The sequence below is a fragment of the Actinomadura barringtoniae genome (assembly GCF_017573505.1).
GTDB classification, from domain to species: Bacteria; Actinomycetota; Actinomycetes; order Streptosporangiales; family Streptosporangiaceae; genus Spirillospora; species Spirillospora barringtoniae.
In genome coordinates, this window is sequence record NZ_JAGEOJ010000010.1 from 395270 (window position 1) to 416948 (window position 21679).

Sequence of the window (21679 nt, forward strand, 5' to 3'; positions counted from 1 at the left end):
CGCCTACGGGTAGGGGATCGCGGCGAGGATCTCGGGCTTCAGCAGATCCTTGATCTCGCTGTAGGGGACCTTCGCCGCGACCCCGCCGCACGCGCCCAGGTAGCCCATCGCGGCCGTCACGATCTTCAACTGGAGGTCGGTCCTGCCGAGCGCGATGGCGGCGTCCCCGCTGTTCAGCTCCTTGGTCGTGATCCCGCCGTGGTCGGGCTCCTCGCGGCACCACCTCTTGCCCGGCAGGTGGTTCAGCACGGCCTTGTTGAACGCGGCCAGACGCGCGGTCACCGGCGCCTGGAACAGGTCCGCGGCGCCGTACGCGGCGCCCGTCGTGAGGTTCACCGTGACGCCACGCGACTGGCCCCAGCCGGTGCCGACCTGCCCGAGCATGTCGGTGTCGTACATCACCGAGATCAGCTTCGGACCGCGCAGGCGGATCACGGGCTTCACGGTGGTGGTGTAGGTGCCCGAGCTCTGGCTGCCGAGGATCCTGCGGGCCGCGACGAAGTAGGCGTCGAGCGGCGCCCGCAGGGCCTGGTCGATCTTCTGCCCGACCGCCGGGTTCGGGCCCCCGGACACGGTGACGACCTGCCCGCGCGCCTGCCACCGGCCGCCGCCCGTGACCGTCTGCGACTGCGCCGCCAGCGGCTTGAGGTCGAACGACATCGGCTGCGCGGCCGCCGTGGGTGTGGGTTTCGGCTTGGGCTTGTCATCGGCGCTCGCGTAGTAGACCGCGCCGCCGACGCCGACGGCCCCGACCACCACGGCGGCGGCGATCCCGGCCGCGCCCTTGGCGCCGAGCGCGCCCAGCACACCGGTGCTCGTCGCGCTGGAAGCACCCGTCGCGCCGCTCGCGCCCGCTGCGCCCGCCGCTCCGGCGGTTCCCGCGGCTCCCGCGCCCGCCGGGGCCAGGCCCAGTGCGGTCAGCGGGAAGAGCGCCGCGAGCGCGACCGCCGCTCCCGCCAGCGCCCGCACGCCGCTCTGCTCCCAGTCCGAGCCGTACGCGGCGGTCGCGGCCTGCTCCAGCTCGTTCACGAACGCCGCAGCGCCCGGAGGCCTGCCCCAGGCGTCCTTGGCCATCCCGCGTTCGATGATCGGCCGCAGTGCCGCGGGGACCTCCTCCACCGGGATGGGCCCGGTGAGGTGCTTGCCCATGAGCGCGACCTGGTCGTCGGCGGTGAACGGGCGGCGGCCGGTGACGCACTCGTAGAACACGCACGTCGCCGCGTACACGTCGGTGGCGGGGGAGGCGGGCTCGTCCCGCCACTGCTCGGGGGCCATGTAGACCGGCGTGCCCGACCGCCCGGCCTCGCCCGCGTCCACCGCGATGCCGAAGTCGATCAGCTTGCTCAGCCCGTCCGGCCGGACGATCACGTTCGCGGGCTTGTAATCGCGATGAACGACCCCGGCGCCGTGCGCGGCGGCCAGGCCGAGCAGCGAGCCCTTCAGGACCGCCAGCGACGCCTCGGGGGCCAGCGTGCCCTGCTCGGCCAGCACGGCCTTCAGCGGGACGCCGTCGACCGCCTCCATGACGATCGCGGCGCCCTCGGGGACCTCGACCAGCCCGAACAGCCGCGCGATGTAGGGGTTCTGGACGCGTCGCAGCAGGTCGGCCTCGTCCCGGAAGCGTTCGCGGAACGTCTCGTCCTCGCACAACCGCTCGGACAGATACTTGATCGCCGCCGGACGGCCGGACGCGTCGTGCCGCGCGAGCACGACGCGTCCCTGCGCCCCTTCGCCCAGCACGCGCAGTTCCGTATAGCCCGGTACCTGCCACTGACCCATGTGGGCGTTATATCGGATCGCCTCGAATTCAGGCGGCGACGGGCTCCCGTTCGGCGTCCGCCGCCACGGGTGCGGCGGCGGTCTCGCCGGCCGCGTCCGCCGGGTCGACCGCGTGGCCCAGGCCGCCCGCGATGTCGCCCGAGCCGAGCGGCACGCGCCGGGCGCCGAACGCGATCAGCAGCGCGAGCACGACCGTGATGCCGACGCCGACGCGCAGCGAGGTCGCGTCCGACAGGAAGCCGACCACGACCGGGCCGAGCAGCAGCCCGCCGTAGCCCATCGCGCCGACCTGCGCGACCGCGGCGGCCGGCTGGTCCGGCGCGGCCGAGCCCGCCAGCGAGATCGTCGTCGGGACGACCGTGCAGACCACCAGGCCGGTGAGGAAGAACCCGGCGATCGCGAACGGCGCCGACGGCGCGAAGACGACGACGGTCATCGCCAGCGCGGTGCCGATCCCGGCGGAGAACAGCAGCCGCCGGGTGCCGATCCGGGTCCGCACGCGGTCGCCCGCCAGCCGCCCGAACAGCATCGCGAGCTCGAACATCGGGTAGCCGAGCGCGGCCACGGCCTGCGTGGCGTTCATCTCGTCGTGCAGCAGCAGCCCGCTCCAGTCGGCGATCGACCCCTCGGCCATGAAGGCGATGAAGGCCAGCGCGCCGATCAGGTAGACGGCCAGCGGCATCCGGGCGCGCCGCCCGTTCGCGCCGCGGATGACGGGCGCCGCCGGGTCGGCCAGGTAGGTGCGGCCGAGTGCCAGGCCTGCCGGGAGCGACAGCAGGGCGGCGGTGAGCACGGTCTCGGTGAAGCCGAGCCCGGCCGCCGCGGTGGCGACGCCGAACAGCCCGCCGCTCATCGCGCCGACGCACCAGCCGGCGTGCATGCCGCTCATGATCGGGCGGCGGTACGCCTGCTCGACGACGGTGCCCTGCGCGTTCATCGCGATGTCGGTGATGCCGAACGCCATGCCGAACAGCGCGACGGCGACCAGCAGCACCCCGTAGGTGGGCGCGAGCGCCACCAGCACGTACGACACGGCGGTGAGCGGCAGCGCGACCCGCAGGACCGCGCGGCTGCCGGCCCGGGAGATGATCGCCCGCAGCCCCTGCATGGCCACGATGGCGCCGAGCCCCCAGATGAGGACGACTATGCCGATCTCGCTCTCGCTGGTGCCGAACTTGGCTGCCAGGGCGGGCATACGGGCCACCCACACGCCACAGAGCAGACCTGCGAGTGCAAAGGTCAGGAACGTTCCAAGGCGAGCGCGGAACAGCATGGTTCACCTCTTTCGAGACTTGGTGGGGCACGCGGGCCCCGTTCACAGGGGAGCGAGCCGTGAGCGCGCGCGGCTGCCGCCGCCACCGCGCGAACGGCGTCGTCTGGGGTTACTTCGGTGGTGGTTACTGCGTTCTGGCGCGGACGGCCAGAAAGGGCGTCACGAAGGGGCGGGACGTCGGGTGGACGTCGCGGGCGGGACGGCTCGAAGCGCGCCCGGCCCCTACCGTTGGAGAAGGCTGAGCAGCTTCTCGCGCAACGCGGCGAGCTGTGCGTCCCCGTACAGCTCGGGCGCGTGGCTCACCACTTCCCACAGGCCCTCGGCTGCCAGCCGCACGGCCATCGCGGTCACCGGGTCGGAATCCTGGCCGGGGTCCCTGCCGTGCCAGCGCCTCATGGCCTCGTTCAGGGGCTCGGCCAGCTCCGGATCCGTCGCGGCGGCCGTGATGGCCGACCATCGTCGGTAGGTGCGCGAGCCGTCGGTGAGGACCGCGAACGTGGCCTCCACGTAGGCCCGCGTGTAGGAGCCGGGGGAGCCGTCGTCGTAGGAGGCGATCAGGTCGTCGAACTCCTCGATGACCCGTGCCACCAGCGCCTGGACCAGGGCTTCCTTGGTGGGGAAGTGGTAGAGCAGCCCTCCCTTGCTCACGCCGGCGCGGTCCGCGACCGCGTTGAGCGTGAGCGCCTGAGTGCCCTGCTCGGAGAGCACGGCCTCGGCGGCGTCCAGGAGAGCGTCTTTCTTCATGACTTCTTTACTGTACCGACCGGACGGTACAGTCGGCAACTTCCCCTCATGTCCGGTTCGTCACAGCCGTACCGTTCCCCCGCCCGGGGAATCGGGGGCGTCCGGATAATGTTGACGCCGTGGTGACCTACCTCGACCATGCGGCGACGACCCCCATGCGCCCCGAGGCCATCGAGGCGATGACGGCCGAGCTCGGCGAGCTCGGCAACCCGTCCTCACTGCACGCGGTCGGCCGCCGCGCGCGCCGGGTCGTGGAGGAGTCCCGCGAGATCATCGCGGAGGCCTTCGACGCCCGCCCCAGCGAGGTCGTGTTCACCTCGGGCGGCACCGAGGCCGACAACCTCGCGGTCAAGGGCGTCTTCTGGGCCCGCCGCGCCGCCGATCCAGCCCGTACGCGGGTGCTGGCCGGCTCCACCGAGCACCACGCCGTCCTGGACGCCGTCGAGTGGCTCGGCGAGCACGAGGGCGCCAAGGTCGAGTGGCTGGAGGCCGACGAGGTCGGCCGGGTCCGCCCCGAGACCCTGGAGAAGGCGCTCGGCCCCGACGGCGGCGCGGACGTCGCGCTGATCACCGTCATGTGGGCCAACAACGAGGTGGGCACCGTCCAGCCCGTCGCCGAGCTCGCCGCGATCGCCCGCGCGCAGGGCATCCCGTTCCACACCGACGCCGTCCAGGCCGCCGCCCAGCTGCCCGTCGCGTTCGCCGCGAGCGGCGCGCACGCGCTGACGATCACCGGCCACAAGCTCGGCGGCCCGATCGGCGTCGGCGCGCTGCTGCTGGCCAAGGGCCTGGACCCGGTCCCGGTGCTGCACGGCGGGGGCCAGGAACGCGACGTGCGCTCCGGAACGCTCGACACCCCGGCCATCGCCGGGTTCGCCGCCGCCGTCCAGGCCGCCAAGGCCCACCTGGAACAGGATGCTGCCCGCCTGGCCACCCTGCGCGACAGCCTGATCCACGCGGTCCGCACGGCCGTCCCGGACGCCCAGCTGAACGGCGACCCCGCCGACCGCCTGCCGGGCAACGCCCATTTCTCGTTCCCCGGCTGCGAGGGCGACGCGCTGCTCATGCTCCTGGACGCCCGGGGCATAGAGTGCTCGACCGGCTCGGCCTGCTCCGCGGGAGTCTCCCAGCCCAGCCACGTGCTGCTGGCCATGGGAGCCGACCCCGACCGGGCCCGCGGCTCACTGCGCTTCACGCTCGGCCACACCTCCACCGACGCCGATGTCACCGCCCTGGCCGAGGCCATCGGCCCGGCCGTCGAACGGGCCCGCCGAGCAGGTCTGACCTGACCTTGGTCGGCATTCGCCGCGTTTGACCCTTTTGCTGTGGGGCAGAAGCCGTCCGACCTGAACAGGGAGGACGATCAGATGACGGCGAACACGGCTGGGCGGGCCGTGCGGCGGGCCGGCCGGAAGGCCGCGGACAACCCGGTGTTCCTGGGGCTGGTCCGTGCGGGCCTGGCGACCCGCGGGGTGATCTACCTGCTCATCGGCTGGCTCGCCGTGCAGGTGGGGTTCGGCAACGGCGGCGGCAAAGAGGCCGACAACAAGGGCGCCCTGCGGACCGTCGCGGAGAGCCCGGGCGGGATGTTCCTGGTCTGGGCGCTGGCGGTCGGATTCGCCGGCCTCGCGCTGCTGTGGTTCTACGAGGCGGTCTACGGGCAGCCGGTGCCGGACGGGCGCAAGGCCACCAAGCGCCTGGCCTCGCTGGGGCGCGGGCTCGTCTACACCGTCGGCTTCGCCGGCGCGCTGACCTTCGCTCTGGGCAGCAGGGGCGGTTCCAGCGACAGCCAGTCCAAGACCTTCACCGCCAGGGCCATGACCGAGCCCGGGGGACGCTGGCTGGTGCTGGCGGTCGGCATCGGCTTCCTCGCGGTGGGCGTCGCCAACCTCGTCACGGCCGTCCGGCGCAAGTTCCAGAAGGAGCTGCACACCGAGAAGATGGGCCCGCGCGTGCGGCCCGTGGTCAAGACGCTCGGCGTGGTCGGGCACATCGCCCGCGGGCTGGTGTTCGGCGCGGTCGGCGCGTTCCTGGCGCACGCGGCCATCACGTTCGACCCGAACAAGGCCAAGGGCCTGGACGGCACGCTGCGCGAGTTCGCCGACACGCCCGCGGGCCCCTGGCTGCTGATCGCCGTCGCGGCCGGTCTGGTCGTCTACGGCCTCTACTCGCTCTGCGAGGCCCGCTGGCGCAAGGTCGAACCCGTCCGTTCCTAGGCGTCCGTAAGGCTCAGGGCTGGAACGGGGCCATCGCGCGCCACCCGGGATCGGTGGTCGACGACAGCTTGGCCTTGCCCTCCGACCAGCCCGTGGTGAGCTGGTCGAGCTCGGCCAGCACGCCCGAGTCGGGGTCGGCGTACAGGTGGAAGACGCGCAGCCCGTCGCCGGTCTCGCGGACCGCCAGCACCGCCCGGTCGCCGAGGCCCGAGAGCTTCTTCTCGAACTTGCGCAGCGCGCCCGAGGACGGCTCGACCGGCAGCCGGTCCGGCCCGGAGTTGGCGTACGGCACCGAGATCGCCACGTGCAGGTCGCACAGCGGGTAGTCCTGGCGGTGCAGCGGGAAGCGCGCGCTGATCTGGGACGGGTGCCCGCGCGGCGTACGGCCCTCGCCGCTCAGCCAGGTCGGCGCGCGGAAGTCCTCGGTGACCTGCTCGACCACCGACGGCAGCATCGCCGGGGGCAGCGCGTCCATCGGCTCCTCGGTGGCGATCGTGACGTCGCCGATCCAGCGCGCCACGTCGTCCTCGCCGAGGGCCCACACCAGGATGTGCAGGGTCACCTGCACCTGGTGCTCCTCGGACACGAAGAGGAAGTCGGGGTGGTAGGCGGTGATGCCGACCCGCCCGCGCAGCTGGTCGACGCGCATGCCGAGCTTGACGTAGTCGAGGTCGAACTCGTGGTCGCCGATCGCCAGCTGCTCGCCGAGCAGCGAGTGGTCGGGCTGGCGGGCCGGGAAGAACCGCCAGATCGAGCCGGTCGGCGCGGTCCGGTACCAGCGTTCGGACAGGCCGCGCAGCTCCGGGTCGCCGCCGCCGGTCACGGTCAGCGACGGGCCCTCCTCGTCCGAGCCGCCGATCTCCCACTGGAGCTCGGGATCGATCTTGTGAACGCGGCGGGAGAGCTCCTCGACCAGTTCGGCCGGCAGCCCCTCGTCGGCCGCGAGGGCCGCGTCGAGCTCGGCGCGGGCCTGTGCCCACCACTCCCAGAAATCGATGATCGCCGGGATGGAGGTCGTGGATGAGGTGTCGCGAGGACGGCGGAAAATACCCATGGCGGGGCTCATCGTACGCGGAATCGAAGCGTTTACGCCGGGCCCCGGGGGCTCGCGTAGCCTTGAGGGACTATGACTTTGCGCGTACTGGCCGCCATGTCGGGCGGCGTCGACTCCGCGGTGGCCGCGGCCCGCGCCGCCGAGGCCGGACACGACGTCACCGGCGTGCACATGGCCCTGTCCAGCAACCCCCAGTCCTACCGCACCGGGGCGCGCGGTTGCTGCACGCTGGAGGACTCCCGGGACGCCCGCCGCGCCGCCGACGTGATCGGCATCCCGTTCTACGTCTGGGATCTGGCCGAGCGGTTCCATCACGACGTGGTCGAGGACTTCGTGGCCGAGTACGCGGCGGGCCGTACGCCCAACCCGTGCCTGCGCTGCAACGAGAAGATCAAGTTCGAGGCCCTCCTGGACAAGGCGCTCGCGCTCGGCTTCGACGCCGTCTGCACGGGCCACTACGCGCGCCTGGACGACGGCGTGCTGCGGCGCGGCGTCGACGAGGGCAAGGACCAGTCCTACGTCCTTGCCGTCTGCACGCCCGAGCAGCTCTCCCACGCGCTGTTCCCGCTGGGCGACACCACCAAGGCCGACATCCGCGCCGAGGCCGAGCGGCGCGGGCTCCAGGTCGCCGACAAGCCCGACAGCCACGACATCTGCTTCATCGCCGACGGCGACACCAAGGCGTTCCTGGCCGACCGCCTCGGCGCCGCGCCCGGCCCGATCATGGACACCGACGGCAACCAGGTCGGCGAGCACGAGGGCTCGTACGGCTACACGATCGGCCAGCGCAAGGGCCTGCGGCTCGGCACGCCCGCGCCGGACGGCAAGCCGCGCTACGTCCTGGACATCTCGCCGGTCACCAACACCGTCACGGTCGGCCCGCGCGAGGCCCTCGACGTCTCCGAGATCGTCGCCGAACGTCCGGTCTGGCTCTCCGAGGTCCCCGCCGGGGCGTTCGGCTGCCAGGTCCAACTCCGCGCGCACGGCGAGGTCTACGACTGCACCGCCGAGCTCGAAACCGCGAGAGACCGCCTGGTGATCCGCCTGGCCACGCCCGCCCGAGGCGTCGCGTCCGGCCAGGCGGCCGTCCTCTACGAGGCCGACCGCGTCCTGGCCTCCGCCACCATCGCCGAGACCGCCCGCGTCCCCGCCTAGGCCTCTTCGAGCGGCGTACGGGCGGCGGCGACGATCTGCTCCAGCGCCGCCGCGTGCCGTTCGAAGGCCCGCCGCCCCTCGGGGGTGAGCGCCACCGACGTCCGGCGCGCGGCGCCCTTGGCCTGCCGGTCGACCGTCACGTAGCCCGCCTTGGCCAGCGCCGAGAGCTGCTTGGACAGCGCCGAGTCGCTGGTCCCGAGCGAGTCGCGCAGGAAGCCGAACTCCACGGTGGCCGCTGGCGCGAGCAGCGCCACGATCGACAGCCGCGCCGGAACGTGCAGGAACTCGTCGAATCCCGCGTCCATCAGCCCCGCGCACCCGAGCGCACGGCCGACGCCGAGACCCGCTGCCCCACCAAGGTCAGGACGACGTACGCGCCCGTGGCGACCACCGCGAGGGTCGCGGTCTGCGCGGGGAGGTAGACCAGCCCCACGATGAGCCCGATCACTGCGATCAGCGCCCAGACCGCGAAGGTCCCGGCCGCGAAGAACACCCACTCACGACGCGACCAGTTCCGGCGGCGCAACCGCACCGGTGCGCGACCCAGACCCCGCCACATCAGCAATCCGAACGCCGCCATCGCCACCGCGCAGATCGCCACCCCTGCCACGCCTTCGGCGTCCGTGCCCAGGACGAAGACGAACAGCGCGGCGCCCGTCGCCAGGACGTACGGCGTGGACAGCCGCCGCCGCGCGGCGGCCTCGCGGGTCTGACCCTGGCGGCGCCGGATCTCCTCCAGCGAGGCCCGCGCGTCATGATCGGGGTCCATGGATCCTCCTCCTACTACTTTCCTATCAGGAAACTAGTTCTAGCGGCTATTTTCCTGTGGGGAAAGTAGGGGTGGGAATAATCCGGCCCGATCGGGCGCAGGTAACCTCCGTACGCGTTCCGGCGAGGAGGACTACCAGTGAAGTTCGGTGTATCGACGTTCGTGACCGATGACGGGATCGGGCCGGCGGCGCTTGGCAGGGCGCTGGAGGAGCGCGGGTTCGACTCGCTCTTCCTGGCCGAGCACTCCCACATCCCGGTCAGCCGCGAGTCCCCGTGGCCCGGCGGCCCGGAGCTGCCGCGGCACTACTACCGGACGCTCGACCCGTTCGTCGCCCTGGCGGCCGCCGCGACCGTCACCGAGCGGCTGCTCGTCGGCACCGGCATCGCCCTGATCATCCAGCGCGACCCGATCCACCTGGCCAAGGAGGTCGCCTCGCTCGACCTGGTCTCGGGCGGCCGGGCAATCCTGGGCGTCGGCGCGGGCTGGAACCGCGAGGAGATGCGCAACCACGGCACCGAGCCGAAGACCCGGATGCGGCTCCTGCGCGAGCGCGTGCTGGCGATCAAGCAGCTGTGGACCGAGGAGGAGGCCGAGTTCCACGGCGAGTTCGTCGACTTCGACCCGGTCTTCTCGTATCCGAAGCCGGTGCAGCAGCCGAACCCGCCCGTCTACATCGGCGGATCGGGTCCGACCACGTTCGACCGGGTGGTGGAGTTCGGCGACGGCTGGATGCCGATCCTCGGGCGCGGCACCGACAACTTCCCCGAGCAGGTCGCCGAGCTGCGCGAACGGGCCGGGCGGCGGGTGCCGGTCACGGTGTTCGGCGCCGTGCCCAAGCCGGAGATCGTCGCTGACCTGGAGGCGGCCGGGGCGGACCACGTCCTGTTCAACCTTCCGACCGAGCCCGAGGCCGAGACGCTCACGCGTCTGGACGGCATCGCCACCCTCATCAAATAGCTAGGGTTGCGGGCGTGGGCGACAGGTTTCCCTGGGGGACGGCGAGTGCGACCGGTGTCGGCTCGTATCCGGGCACGGACCCGGCCGAGGCGTTGCGGATCGTGCTCGGCGAGCTGCCCGACCTGCCGCACCTGCCCGAGCTGCCCGACCGGGGGCCCGGCGCCGACATGATCGGCCGCAGTGCCGGGCTCCTGATCGACCTCGCCGTGCACGTCGAGCCGTCCGGCTGGCGGATCTCCGACCGGCCGGGCCTGGACACCCAGCGTTCGCTGGACCACCTGGCCCGCGACCTGGACGTGCTGGAGGAGCTTGCCGGCGAGCACGACGGGCCGTTCAAGCTCCAGGTGTGCGGGCCGTGGACGCTCGCCGCCGCCATCGAGCTCAAGTACGGCGACCGCATGCTGAAGGACCCGGGCGCCGTACGCGACCTCACCGGCTCGCTCGCCGAGGGCGTCGCGCTGCACGTGGCGGACGTGCGGCGGCGGTTGCCGAACGCTGACCTGCTGATCCAGATCGACGAGCCCGCGCTGCCCGCCGTGCTCGCGGGGACCGTGCCGACGGCCAGCGGCTTCTCCCGGCTGCGCCCCGTGGACCCACCGGTGGTCGCGGAGGCGCTCAAGACCGTGATCGAGGCGAGCGGCGCGTTCCCGATCGTGCACTGCTGCGCGCCGAACGTGCCGTACCGGCTGCTGCGCGAGGCCGGCGCCAAGGCGCTGTCGGTCGACCTGAGCCTGGTGCCGCGCCGCGCCGACGACGCGGTGGGGGAGACGATCGACGCCGGGATCGGCCTGCTGCTCGGCGCCGTCCCCGGCCACGACAAGCCGCTGCCCGCGCTGCAGGCCACCGCCGGGCCCGTACGGGACCTGTGGCGGCGGCTCGGCTTCCCGGAGTCCACGATCGGCGAGCAGGTCGTGATCACGCCCGCCTGCGGCCTGGCCGGGGCGTCCCCGGCGTACGTGCGCGCCGCCCTGAAGCGGTGCCGCGAGACGGCGCGCACGCTGCACGAGGCTCCCTGACCGGCTAGCCCTTCCCCGCCGCGTCGGCGACGGCGTGGAAGGCGTACGGCACCTCGGCGAAGTTCTCCTCGCTGTTGATGTCCTGCGAGGTCTTGACGATGACGACCTTGTTGCGCGGGCTGACGTACACGTACTGCCCGAAGACGCCGATCGCCGAGTAGTCGCCGTCGAACCCGGTCCACCACTGGCGGCCGTAGCCCCAGCCGTCCTGGTCGATCGCCTCCGGCCGCGTGTAGGGCGTGGTCACGCGCGTGGAGTCCCGGACCCAGCCCGCCGGAACGACCTGGCGGCCGTTCGCCTTGCCCTGGTTGAGGTAGAGCAGGCCGAAGCGGGCCAGGTCCCTGCTGGTGACGTGGTAGCAGCATTGACGCCCTCCCCACCCTCCTGAGGTGGGGATTCCAGCCTGCCCGTTGCCGTGCACCGCACGCCCTCAGGCTTCTGGTGGGTTCCTGGTTCGACGACCCGTGCCACCGCGAACGGCGGTCTTACCCGGTCTCCACAGGCGTTTAGCGTCTCCGCCCCCCGCACCATCTCAGGCGCGGCTTGTCGTCCGGCGGCGACGATGCGACGCCCCTCATTACGCACGTTGAGGGCCGCATTGTGGTCGCGGTCATGTAGCGCATTGCACGCGGCGCAGACCCAGCTGCGCACGGCCAGTGGCTTGGGCCCGTCCTGGTGCCCGCAGATCGAACACAGCTGCGATGACGGAAACGTACGACTGACCTTGGTGAACGTGCGCCCGTTCTTACGGGCCTTGTACTCGAGCATCGCCACAAAGGACGCCCACCCGGCGTCGTGCACGCTCTTGGCCAGCCAGGTACGGCTGAGCCGGTCGACGGCCAGGTCCTCCACGTACACCGCTTGGTTCTCGCGGATGAGCCACGTGGACAGCTGGTGATGGAACTCGCGGCGCGCGTCGGCGACCTTGGCGTGAAGCCGTGTGACCCGCCGCACGGCTTGGTTGTGGTTGCTGGAGCCCTTCTGCTTCCGGGCAAGATCCTGCTGCGCCCGCCTCAGCTTGCGCTCGGCCTTACGCAGCCATCGTGGATTCGAGATCTTGCGCCCATCCGACAGGACGGCGAAATGATTGAGACCGAGATCGATACCGACGTCGGCGCCCACAGTCGGTAGGGGCTGTTGAGACGCCTCCACTACGAACGAGGCGAAGTATCGCCCGGCCCCGTCCTTGATGATTGAGACGCTTGAGGGCTCCGCCGGGAGGGGCCGGGACCAGCGAACGGGCACGTCACCGATCTTCGGCAATCGGAGACGGCCGGCCTCGGTGATCTTGAATTTGGCATTCCGTGCAAACCGAATCGCTTGTCGGCCGTCTTTTCTGGATCGGGGACGCGGCGCTTCCATCCGTCTTCCTCGGCGCTGACCGCATGCCGAGGCAAAGAAGTTGCGGTAGGCCGTGTTGAGATCGCCCAGCGCCTGCTGGAGCATCGCCGTGGACACCTCGCCCAGCCACGCCCGTTCGGAGTTCTTCTTGGCCTGTGTGATCACCAGTTTGGACAGTTCAGTATCCGTGAGGTACGGCAGACCTTCGCGGAAGGCCGTTTCCCTGACACGCAACGCGTCATTGAAGACGACTCGTGCGCATCCGAACGCCCGGGCCAAAGCCTGTTCGTGTCCCGGCGTTGGGTACAGCCTGTAGCGATATTGAAGCAGCACGCGGTCACCGTAGTCCCCGGGGGGTGACAACCCCGGGACGCGGGTGGAGCTGCGGGCCAGCCGCGTCTCCGGCGCCGACTGATCGTTCGCAAAGACGGCCGCGCCGCTGGTCAAAGTGTCAGTGGTGGGGGTGAGAATAGGCGCATGACCTTGAGCGAAGGCGTTCCGGCAGAGGCGGCGCGGCGGCACGCGGAGCTGAGCCAGGAGATCGACGAGGCCAACTACCGCTACTACGTCCTCGACAACCCGACGTGGACGGACGCGCAGTACGACAAGGCGATGCGCGAGCTGCAGGCGCTGGAGGCCGAGCACCCGCCGCTGGTCACGCCGCAGTCGCCGTCGCAGCGGGTCGGCGCGCCGATCATCACCGACTTCGCCACCGTCGAGCATCTGGAGCGGATGCAGAGTCTCGACAACGCGATGAACGCCGACGAGCTGCTCGCCTGGGACGAGCGGGTCGTCAAGGAGGTCGGCGAGGTCGCCGGCTACCTGTGCGAGCTCAAGATCGACGGCCTGGCGATCGCGCTGGTCTACGAGAAGGGCCGCCTGATCCGGGGCGTGACCCGCGGCGACGGCCGTACCGGCGAGGACGTCACCAACAACGTCCGCACGATCGCCGACATCCCGATGCAGCTGGCGGGCGAGGGCTGGCCGGACACGCTGGAGGTCCGCGGCGAGGTCTTCCTGCCGGTCGAGGGGTTCGAGCAGGTCAACGCGGTGCTCGCGGACGCGGGCAAGGAGCCGTTCGCCAACCCGCGCAACGCGGCGGCCGGTTCGCTGCGGCAGAAGGATCCGCGCGTCACCGCCAAGCGCCCGCTGGGCATCCTCGTGCACGGCTTCGGCGCGTGGGAGGGCGGCAAGCGGCCCGAGAGCCAGTCCGAGGCGTACGAGCTGATGGGCGGCTGGGGGCTGCCGGTCAGCGACCGCTTCAAGGTGGTCGGCGGGCTGGACGCGGTGCGCGAGTACATCGACTACTACGGCGAGCACCGGCACGACCCGGCGTACGAGATCGACGGCGTCGTGGTCAAGGTCGACCAGTTCTCGCTGCAGCGGCGGCTCGGCTCGACCTCGCGCGCGCCGCGCTGGGCGATCGCCTGGAAGTACCCGCCGGAGGAGGTCAACACCAAGCTCCTGGACATCAAGGTCGGCGTCGGCCGGACCGGCCGGGTCACGCCGTACGGGGTGATGGCGCCGGTCAAGGTGGCGGGCTCCACGGTCGAACGGGCGACGCTCCACAACGCGAGCGAGGTCAAGCGCAAGGGCGTGCTGATCGGCGACACGGTCGTGCTGCGCAAGGCCGGTGACGTCATCCCCGAGATCGTCGCGCCGGTGACCGGGCTGCGGGACGGGTCCGAGCGCGAGTTCGAGATGCCCGAGCACTGCCCCGAGTGCGGCACGAAGCTGGCGTACGAGAAGGAGGGCGACGCCGACATCCGCTGCCCGAACGCGGCGCGCTGCCCCGCGCAGCTGCGCGAGCGCCTGTTCTTCGTGGCCAGCCGCAACGCGCTCGACATCGAGGCGCTCGGCTACGTGGCGGCGACGGCGCTGACCCACCCGCTGGAGCCCAAGGACCCGCCGGTCAAGAACGAGGGCGACCTGTTCCACCTGACCGTCGAGCAGCTGCTGCCGATCAAGAGCCTGGTGCTCGACCAGCAGACCGGCACGGCCAAGATCGACCCGAAGACGGGCGAGGACAAGGTCGTCACCTTCTTCGCCAACAAGGAGGGCGAGCCGAAGAAGACGGTCGACAAGCTCTTCGAGGAACTGGAGAAGGCCAAGCAGCAGCCGCTGTGGCGGGTGCTGGTGGCGCTGTCGATCCGGCACGTCGGGCCGTCGGCCGCCCAGGACCTCGCGCGCGAGCTGCGTTCCCTGGACGCGATCGCCGAGGCGACCGAGGAGGAGCTCGCGGCCGTCGACGGCGTGGGCCCGACGATCGCGGCGTCGATCAAGGCATGGTTCGAGGTCGACTGGCACCGCGAGATCGTCGAGAAGTGGCGCGCGGCCGGGGTGCGGATGGCCGACGAGGGAGCGGACGAGGGCCCCCGGCCGTTGGAAGGTGTGACGGTCGTGGTCACCGGATCGCTGGAGGGGTATAGCCGGGACTCGGCCACCGAGGCGATCCAGAGTCGAGGGGGGAAGGTCACCAGCTCGGTGTCGAAGAAGACGGGCTTCGTGGTCGTCGGGGACAGTCCGGGTTCCAAATACGACAAAGCTGTCAAGCTGGGCGTACCGGTCCTCGATGAGGCCGGCTTCGCCGTCCTGCTCGCCGATGGGCCAGATGCGGCCAAGGCCGTAACCCAGAGCGTGGACGAATAACGCCTCGTATTCGTTGCGCCGCTAACCAGGTGATTGTTACCCTACGGTACGGTATCGCTACTCGGAGGTGGTGTATCAGCACGGAATGGGCATAACGGAACGTACGCAATCGGCTTCGCGAAGTGCTGCAAAGGCCGTACTCTCCCACTCAGCACGACTTCAAACCTCAGGCCCGAGTCCGACTCCCCGAACCCCCGGCGAGCGCCCTCCGGAAGGACCTCCCGGGACCCGGAAGATCTCCGGGAACCCTCCGCCGGTTCTCAGCGGGGAGCGGCAAGTGGACGGCCCGGCTCCCCGCGGTGCTGGACGGGAGACGGTGGTCCCCTAACCCCCCGAGGAAGTGATGAAGGACCCGAACAACACGCGGAACACCATGCCGCGCCGGGGCTCCCCCCTGTGGATCTTCTTCGTCGTCGTGATCACGCTCGGGGTGGCCGTCTTCGCCGTCGCCCTCGCCCGCCTGTCCGGACCCGACGTGCACGCGCTGGTCCGCAACCCCGTCTTCTGGATCCTCGCCGCGTTCATCGTGTTCGGCGAGCTCCGGCCGATCATCACGCCCGGCTCCACCGAGAACAACGGCGCCACGACCTCCACCACGTTCGCGTTCGCCTCGCTGCTGTACGCCGGGCTGCCGATCGCCGCCGTGCTGCAGGCCGTCGCAGTGATCACCTGCGGCGTCTTCCGCTCCCGCACCCCGCACCGGATCGCCTTCAACGCCGCCCAGTACACGCTCAGCCTGGGCGCCGCCCACCTGGTCCTGCTGGCCTTCGGCGTGAACGCCAACCCCACCTCGCTGTGGGTGCCCGAGGGGTCGGACCTGGGCGCGATCGCGTTCGCCGGCGCCGTCTACTTCATCTGCAACGACACCCTCGTCGCCGCCGCGATCGCCCTCCACGAGCGAGTGTCGCTGATCAAGGCGCTGCGCTGGGACCTCGGCTACCAGGTGCTGGTCCACCTGGCGCTGCTCGGCCTCGCACCGCTGATGGTGGTGGCGATGGACCGCTCGGCCGCGTTCGTGCCGCTGATCGTGCTGCCGTTCATCGCGGTCTACCTGAACGCCTCGGTCTCGGTGCGCCGCGAGCACCAGGCCCTGCACGACGGCCTGACCGGCCTGCCGAACCGCAAGATGCTGATCGTCCGGTCCGAGGAAGCGCTCGCTGAGATGCGCGGCAGCGAGGCTCGCCGCCTGTCCACCATGGTCGGCGCGGCCCGCCGGCGCCAGGTGGAGGGCGCCCCCGCCCAGCGCGTCGGCCTGTTCCTGCTGGACCTCGACCGGTTCAAGGAGGTGAACGACACCCTCGGCCACGCCACCGGTGACCGGCTGCTCCAGCTGGTCGCGCACCGCCTCACCCACAGCGTCCGCCCCGGCGACCTGGTCTCGCGGCTCGGCGGCGACGAGTTCGCCGTGCTGCTGCCGACCGTCCGGGACGCGCAGGCCGCCCGCGAGGTCGCCGCCCGGCTGCGCGCTGCGCTGAGCGAGCCGGTGCGGCTGGACGGCCTGTCGTTCGACCTGGAGGGCAGCGTCGGCATCGCGCTGTTCCCCGACCACGCGCCCGACTTCGAGCTGCTGCTCCAGCGCGCCGACGTCGCGATGTACTCCGCCAAGGAGAACCGCACCGGCGTCGAGGTCTACGCGCCCGGCAAGGACCGCAACTCGCCGGCCCGCCTCGGCATGCTCGGCGACCTGCGGCGCGCCATCGACCGGCACGAGCTCGAGCTGTTCTACCAGCCCAAGGTCGCGCTGCGGGACGGCCAGCTGGTCGGCATGGAGGCGCTGCTGCGCTGGCGCCACCCCGAGCAGGGCCTGCTGGAGCCCCAGCACTTCCTGCCGATCGCCGAGCAGACCTACCTGATGCGGTCGATCACCCGCCTGGTCGTCGACGACGCGCTCGCGCAGGCCGCCTCCTGGTGGAAGGACGACCTCACCGTCCAGGTGTCGGTGAACGCCTCCGGGCGCGACCTGCTCGACACCGGCCTGACCGAGACGATCGAGGAGGGCCTGCTGGCCCGCGGGCTGCCCGCCGCCGCGCTCCAGCTGGAGATCACCGAGCGGATCCTGATGAACGAGCCGGCCTACGCCTCCGACACCGTGAAGGCGCTCGCCGAGCTCGGCATCCCGCTCAGCCTGGACGACTTCGGGACCGGCTACTCCTCCCTGGTGCGCCTGAAGCGCCTCCCGGTCGAGGAGATCAAGATCGACGCCTCGTTCGTCCAGCGGCTGTCCAGCACGGGCGACGACACCGTCATCGTCCGCTCGATCGTGGACCTGGTCCGCAACCTCGGCCTGCGTTCGGTCGCCGAGGGCGTCGAAGACCCCAAGACCGCCCGGATGCTGCGCGAGATGGGCTGCGACGCCGCCCAGGGCTGGCACTTCGGCCGCCCGATGGACGCCGCCACCGCCACCGACTGGCTGCGCCGGCGCATGGAACGCGCCCCCGAACCGGCCGCCTGACTCGCTGTCGAATCCTTGTTGCCCGATTCGGGTCATAGGGGATCAGCAGGCCGCTACCATGCCGCGCATGACTCATCAGGCCCGCATGGCCCTTTTCTTCGTCTTCGCAGGTGCTTCCGTCCTGCTCTTCCTCTTCGTCATCCTTTTCGGGCTGGACAAGGACAAGGCCTCGGCCCAGCGTGCGAACCAGGTCCTGGAGTACGGCGGCATCGCCAGCGCCATCCTTGGAGCAGGCGTCATCGCAGGTGGAGGCTCCAAGCCTGACCGCCAAGGCCAGTTCCAGGTGCCGCAGCCACAGCCGCAGTACCAGGCCGCTGCCCAGCCGTACCCGCCGCAACAGCAGCAGGTCGGCCAGAGCGGCCCGTACCCCCAGCCTCAGGCCCAGTACCAGCAGCCTCACCAGGGCCAGCAGCCCCAGCCCGGCCAGCAGCAGGGCCAGCAGCCGCCCCAGTGATCAGCAGCCGTCGCGGTGATGTCGCGGTGATGTCGCGGTGATCAGTAGCGGCGGCGCGGGGCGGGCGGGCGCTCGTCGTAGACGGGCGGGGCCTCGTCGTAGTAGCGCTCCTCGCGCACCACGGGCGCGGGTCGCCGGCGTGCGGCCGCGATCCTGGCGATGCCGATCAGCAGCCCGGCCAGGCCGCCGACCATGAGGATGATGCCGACCACGTGGATGTCCACGCCGCTCAGGGTGAAGTCGACGGCATAGGTCAAGATCGCGCCGATGATGATCAGGGCGATGCTCGCACCGATCGTCACGGTGGGCTCCTCTCGTCGTCCTTGGACGTACGAGTGGTTACAGTTCCCCGCCTGCGGGTCTGAAACGAACCGCTCCGCAGCCGTCCAGGGACGCGCCGTAAACCAGTCGGTCGGAGGCTCGCCGGGCCAATAGGATGGCGGCGACCCCGAATCGATCTCAGGAACGGTTTCATATGTCCGCCATCACCCGTGACGAGGTCGCGCATCTCGCCCGGCTGTCCCGGCTGGCGCTCGGCGACGATGAGCTCGATCATCTCGCGGCCCAGCTCGACCAGATCATCTCCGCGGTCGCGCGGGTGCAGGAGGTCACCGCGGAGGACATCCCGCCGACCTCGCACGCCCTGCCGCTGACCAACGTCTACCGGGCCGACCAGAACGTGCCCTGCCTGACGCCCGAGCAGGCCCTGTCGGGCGCTCCGGCGGCGGAGGAGCAGCGCTTCCGGGTACCGCGGATCCTGGACGAGGAGGCGTGATGGCGGACCTGATCAAGAAGGGCGCCGCCGAGCTCGGCGCGCTCATCGCCTCCGGCGAGACCTCCGCGGCCGAGGTCGCCGAGGCCCACCTGGACCGGGTGGCCGCGGTCGACGGGCAGCTCAAGGCGTTCCTGCACATCGACCGCGACGCCGTACTGGCCCAGGCGCGCTCCATCGACGAGCGCCGGGCGGCGGGCGAGAAGCTCGGGCCGCTGGCGGGCGTGCCGGTCGCGCACAAGGACGTGTTCACCACCACGGACATGCCGACCACCGCGGGATCGAAGATCCTGGAGGGCTGGCGGCCCCCGTACGACGCCACGATCACCAGGCGGCTGCGCGAGGCCGGGCTGGTCATCCTCGGCAAGACCAACATGGACGAGTTCGCGATGGGCTCCTCCACCGAGAACAGCGCGTTCGGCCCGTCCCACAACCCGTGGGACCTCGGCCGGATCCCCGGCGGCTCGTCCGGCGGCTCCTCGGCCGCGGTCGCGGGCTACGAGGCGCCGCTGTCCACCGGCACCGACACCGGCGGCTCCATCCGGCAGCCCGCCTCGGTGACCGGCATCGTCGGCGCCAAGCCGACCTACGGCGGCTCGTCCCGCTACGGCGTGATCGCCTTCGCGTCCTCGCTGGACACGCCCGGCCCGTTCGCGCGCAACGTGCTGGACGCGGCCCTGCTGCACGAGGCGTTCAGCGGCCACGACCCGATGGACTCCACCTCGGTTCCCGAGGCGGTCCCGCCGGTCGTCGAGGCGGCCCGCCGCGCCGACGTCAACGGCCTGCGCGTCGGCGTCGTCAAGGAGTTCGCGGGCGAGGGCGGCCAGGCGGGCGTGCACGCCCGCTTCAACGAGACCGTCGAGCTGCTGGAGTCGCTCGGCGCCAAGGTCGTCGAGGTCTCCTGCCCCAACTTCGAGTACGCGCTGCACGCCTACTACCTGATCGCGCCGTCGGAGGCCTCGTCCAACCTGGCCCGCTTCGACGCCATGCGGTACGGGCTGCGCGTCGGCGACGACGGCACCCGCAGCGCCGAGGAGGTCATGGCGCTGACCAGGGCGGAGGGCTTCGGCCCCGAGGTCAAGCGGCGCATCATGCTCGGCACCTACGCCCTCTCCTCGGGCTACTACGACGCCTACTACGGCAAGGCGCAGCAGGTCCGCACGCTGATCAAGCGCGACTTCGACCGCGCCTTCGAGCAGGTCGACGTGCTGGTCTCGCCGACCACGCCGACCACCGCCTTCCCGATCGGCGAACGCGCCGACGACCCGATGGCGATGTACCTGGCCGACCTGTGGACGATCCCGGCCAACCTCACCGGCAACCCGGCGATCTCGGTCCCGTGCGGCCTCGCCGACGAGGACGGCCTGCCGGTCGGCCTCCAGGTGATGGCCCCCGTCCTCGCCGACGACCGCGTCTACCGGGTCGGCGCCGCCGTAGAGAAGGCCCTGGAGGACCGCTGGGGCGGCCCGCTGCTGGCCAAGGCTCCTGAGCTGGGGGAGGGCAAGTGAGCACCCCGACCGTCATGAAGTACGAAGAGGCTTTGGCCAAGTTCGAGCCGGTCCTCGGCCTCGAGACGCACATCGAGCTCGGCACGACGTCCAAGATGTTCTGCGGCTGCCCGACGACGTTCGGCGCCGAGCCGAACACGCAGGTCTGCCCGGTGTGCCTCGGCCTGCCCGGCTCGCTGCCGGTCACCAACCACGCGGCCATCGAGGGCATCATCAAGATCGGCCTGGCGCTCAACTGCGACATCGTCGAGTGGTGCCGGTTCGCCCGGAAGAACTACTTCTATCCGGACATGCCGAAGGACTACCAGATCTCGCAGTACGACGAGCCGCTGTGCATCGACGGTCACCTGGACGTCGAGGTGGACGGCGAGACGTACCGCATCGAGATCGAGCGCGTCCACATGGAGGAGGACACCGGCAAGTCCCTCCACGTGGGCGGCAGCGGCCGGATCCAGGGCGCCGACTACTCGCTGGTCGACTACAACCGTGCCGGCATCCCGCTGGTCGAGATCGTCACCAAGCCGATCCCCGGCACCGGCGACAAGGCGCCCCTGGTCGCCCGCGCGTACGCCACCGAGCTCCGCGAGCTGGTCCGTTCCGTCGGCGTCTCGGACGTCCGCATGGAGGAGGGCTCCATGCGCTGCGACGTCAACGTCTCGCTCATGCCGCGCGGCGCCTCCGAGTGGGGCAAGCGCACCGAGACCAAGAACGTCAACTCGCTGCGTTCGGTCGAGCGGGCCGTCCGCTCCGAGATCGAGCGCCAGGGCGCCGTCCTGGACTCCGGTGGCAAGGTCACCCAGGAGACCCGCCACTTCAGCGAGGAGACCGGCGCCACCACCAGCGGCCGGAGCAAGGAAGAGGCGCAGGACTACCGCTACTTCCCCGACCCCGACCTGGTCCCCATGGCCCCGTCCCGCGACTGGGTCGAGGAGCTGCGCGCGACGCTGCCCGAGCTTCCCGCCGCCCGCCGCAGGCGGGTCCAGCAGGAGTGGGGCATCTCCGAGCTGGAGCTGCGCGACGTCGTCAACGCCGGCGCCCTGGACCTGATCGAGTCCACCATCTCCTCCGGCGCCGACGCGGCGTCCGCGCGCAAGTGGTGGATGAACGAGCTGTCCCGCCGCGCCACCGAGCAGGGTGTCGAGCTCGCCGAGCTGCCCATCACGCCCGACCAGGTGGCCCGCATCCAGGCGATGGTCGGCGCCGGTGAGCTGAACGACAAGCTGGCCCGCAAGGTCTTCGAGGGCGTCCTGGCGGGGGAGGGCACCCCCGACGAGGTGGTCGCCGCCCGCGGCCTCAAGGTCGTCAGCGACGACGGCGCCCTCGTGGCGATCATCGACCAGGTGATCGCCGACAACGCCGACGTGGCCGACAAGATCCGCGGCGGCAAGGTGGCCGCCGCCGGAGCCCTGGTGGGCGCCGTCATGAAGGCCAGCCGGGGCCAGGCCGACGCGGGCCGCGCCCGCGAGCTGATCCTGGAGAGGCTGGGCGTCTCCTAGCCCGTACGTAAGACCGAGGTCCGTACGTAAGACCGAGCGAG

Annotated in this window: 20 protein-coding genes; 11 read left to right on the forward strand and 9 right to left on the reverse strand. The window is 71.3% G+C overall.

What is annotated here, in order from left to right; all coding sequences use genetic code 11:
* Positions 1-3: 3 nt before the first annotated feature.
* The 3 genes from J4573_RS25960 to J4573_RS25970 all read right to left on the reverse strand — a co-directional run bounded on the left by J4573_RS25960 (position 4) and on the right by J4573_RS25970 (position 3796).
* The gene (locus J4573_RS25960; RefSeq protein WP_208258426.1) at positions 4-1779 is read right to left on the reverse strand and encodes a serine/threonine-protein kinase; all 1776 of its coding nucleotides are present in this window, start codon (positions 1777-1779) and stop codon (positions 4-6) included.
* A 28-nt stretch (positions 1780-1807) separates the two neighbouring features.
* Positions 1808-3052 (reverse strand): MFS transporter, encoded by a 1245-nt coding sequence (locus J4573_RS25965; protein WP_208258427.1) that lies wholly within the window; start codon positions 3050-3052, stop codon positions 1808-1810.
* Between the two features lie 222 nt (positions 3053-3274).
* Positions 3275-3796, reverse strand: coding sequence for a TetR/AcrR family transcriptional regulator (locus tag J4573_RS25970; protein WP_208258428.1), 522 nt, complete (start codon positions 3794-3796; stop codon positions 3275-3277).
* A 122-nt stretch (positions 3797-3918) separates the two neighbouring features.
* Here J4573_RS25970 and J4573_RS25975 point away from each other — a divergent pair, with 122 nt between their 5' ends.
* The gene (locus J4573_RS25975) at positions 3919-5085 is read left to right on the forward strand and encodes a cysteine desulfurase family protein (protein ID WP_208258501.1); all 1167 of its coding nucleotides are present in this window, start codon (positions 3919-3921) and stop codon (positions 5083-5085) included.
* A 78-nt stretch (positions 5086-5163) separates the two neighbouring features.
* Positions 5164-6012 (forward strand): DUF1206 domain-containing protein, encoded by an 849-nt coding sequence (locus J4573_RS25980; RefSeq protein WP_208258429.1) that lies wholly within the window; start codon positions 5164-5166, stop codon positions 6010-6012.
* A 13-nt stretch (positions 6013-6025) separates the two neighbouring features.
* Here the strand turns inward: J4573_RS25980 and J4573_RS25985 are convergent, their stop codons facing one another.
* On the reverse strand, positions 6026-7066 hold the full coding sequence (locus tag J4573_RS25985; protein ID WP_208258430.1) for a DUF695 domain-containing protein: 1041 nt from the start codon (positions 7064-7066) through the stop codon (positions 6026-6028).
* Between the two features lie 72 nt (positions 7067-7138).
* Between J4573_RS25985 and mnmA the strand changes: the two genes are divergently transcribed.
* Entirely contained in the window at positions 7139-8221 is a 1083-nt protein-coding gene (gene mnmA, locus J4573_RS25990; protein ID WP_208258431.1) for a tRNA 2-thiouridine(34) synthase MnmA, read from the forward strand.
* On the opposite strand, the gene J4573_RS25995 is transcribed toward mnmA, so the two are convergent.
* Together J4573_RS25995 and J4573_RS26000 are read right to left on the reverse strand one after the other, a co-directional pair.
* Positions 8218-8526, reverse strand: a complete 309-nt coding sequence (locus tag J4573_RS25995; RefSeq protein WP_208258432.1) for a winged helix-turn-helix domain-containing protein — start codon at positions 8524-8526, stop codon at positions 8218-8220. The genes mnmA and J4573_RS25995 overlap by 4 nt on opposite strands.
* Positions 8526-8990, reverse strand: a complete 465-nt coding sequence (locus J4573_RS26000; RefSeq protein WP_208258433.1) for a hypothetical protein — start codon at positions 8988-8990, stop codon at positions 8526-8528. Before J4573_RS26000 ends, J4573_RS25995 begins: the two co-directional genes overlap by 1 nt.
* A 138-nt stretch (positions 8991-9128) precedes the next feature.
* On the opposite strand from J4573_RS26000, the gene J4573_RS26005 reads away from it, so the two are divergent.
* Positions 9129-9950: an LLM class F420-dependent oxidoreductase gene (locus J4573_RS26005; RefSeq protein ID WP_208258434.1), complete on the forward strand. Its 822-nt coding sequence runs from the start codon at positions 9129-9131 to the stop codon at positions 9948-9950.
* A gap of 14 nt (positions 9951-9964) precedes the next feature.
* Entirely contained in the window at positions 9965-10966 is a 1002-nt protein-coding gene (locus J4573_RS26010) for a methionine synthase (RefSeq protein WP_208258435.1), read from the forward strand.
* A gap of 4 nt (positions 10967-10970) precedes the next feature.
* Here the strand turns inward: J4573_RS26010 and J4573_RS26015 are convergent, their stop codons facing one another.
* Entirely contained in the window at positions 10971-11303 is a 333-nt protein-coding gene (locus J4573_RS26015; RefSeq protein WP_307796894.1) for a serine hydrolase domain-containing protein, read from the reverse strand.
* Positions 11210-12640, reverse strand: coding sequence for an RNA-guided endonuclease InsQ/TnpB family protein (locus J4573_RS26020; RefSeq protein WP_307796887.1), 1431 nt, complete (start codon positions 12638-12640; stop codon positions 11210-11212). The genes J4573_RS26015 and J4573_RS26020 overlap by 94 nt, the downstream gene beginning before the upstream one ends.
* A gap of 144 nt (positions 12641-12784) precedes the next feature.
* Between J4573_RS26020 and ligA the strand changes: the two genes are divergently transcribed.
* The 3 genes from ligA (at position 12785) to J4573_RS26035 (ending at position 17862) form a co-directional block, all read left to right on the forward strand.
* Positions 12785-14956 (forward strand): NAD-dependent DNA ligase LigA, encoded by a 2172-nt coding sequence (gene ligA / locus J4573_RS26025; protein ID WP_208258437.1) that lies wholly within the window; start codon positions 12785-12787, stop codon positions 14954-14956.
* Positions 14957-15299: 343 nt separating this feature from the next.
* Positions 15300-17408, forward strand: a complete 2109-nt coding sequence (locus J4573_RS26030) for a putative bifunctional diguanylate cyclase/phosphodiesterase (RefSeq protein ID WP_208258438.1) — start codon at positions 15300-15302, stop codon at positions 17406-17408.
* 67 nt (positions 17409-17475) lie between these two features.
* Positions 17476-17862 carry a hypothetical protein gene (locus J4573_RS26035; protein ID WP_208258439.1) on the forward strand — a complete coding sequence of 129 codons (387 nt, stop codon included), beginning with the start codon at positions 17476-17478 and terminating at the stop codon, positions 17860-17862.
* A gap of 41 nt (positions 17863-17903) precedes the next feature.
* Here J4573_RS26035 and J4573_RS26040 read toward each other — a convergent pair whose 3' ends face one another.
* Positions 17904-18164 carry a DUF6458 family protein gene (locus tag J4573_RS26040; RefSeq protein WP_208258440.1) on the reverse strand — a complete coding sequence of 87 codons (261 nt, stop codon included), beginning with the start codon at positions 18162-18164 and terminating at the stop codon, positions 17904-17906.
* Between the two features lie 173 nt (positions 18165-18337).
* Here J4573_RS26040 and gatC point away from each other — a divergent pair, with 173 nt between their 5' ends.
* Genes gatC through gatB form a run of 3 tightly spaced genes read left to right on the forward strand, consistent with a single transcriptional unit; the run spans position 18338 to position 21638 of the window.
* Positions 18338-18637 carry an Asp-tRNA(Asn)/Glu-tRNA(Gln) amidotransferase subunit GatC gene (gene gatC, locus J4573_RS26045; RefSeq protein WP_208258441.1) on the forward strand — a complete coding sequence of 100 codons (300 nt, stop codon included), beginning with the start codon at positions 18338-18340 and terminating at the stop codon, positions 18635-18637.
* Complete coding sequence (gene gatA, locus J4573_RS26050; RefSeq protein WP_208258442.1) at positions 18637-20142, forward strand: Asp-tRNA(Asn)/Glu-tRNA(Gln) amidotransferase subunit GatA; 1506 nt, start codon at positions 18637-18639, stop codon at positions 20140-20142. Before gatC ends, gatA begins: the two co-directional genes overlap by 1 nt.
* 14 nt (positions 20143-20156) lie before the next feature.
* Positions 20157-21638, forward strand: a complete 1482-nt coding sequence (gene gatB, locus J4573_RS26055) for an Asp-tRNA(Asn)/Glu-tRNA(Gln) amidotransferase subunit GatB (protein WP_208258502.1) — start codon at positions 20157-20159, stop codon at positions 21636-21638.
* Positions 21639-21679 lie beyond the last annotated feature (41 nt).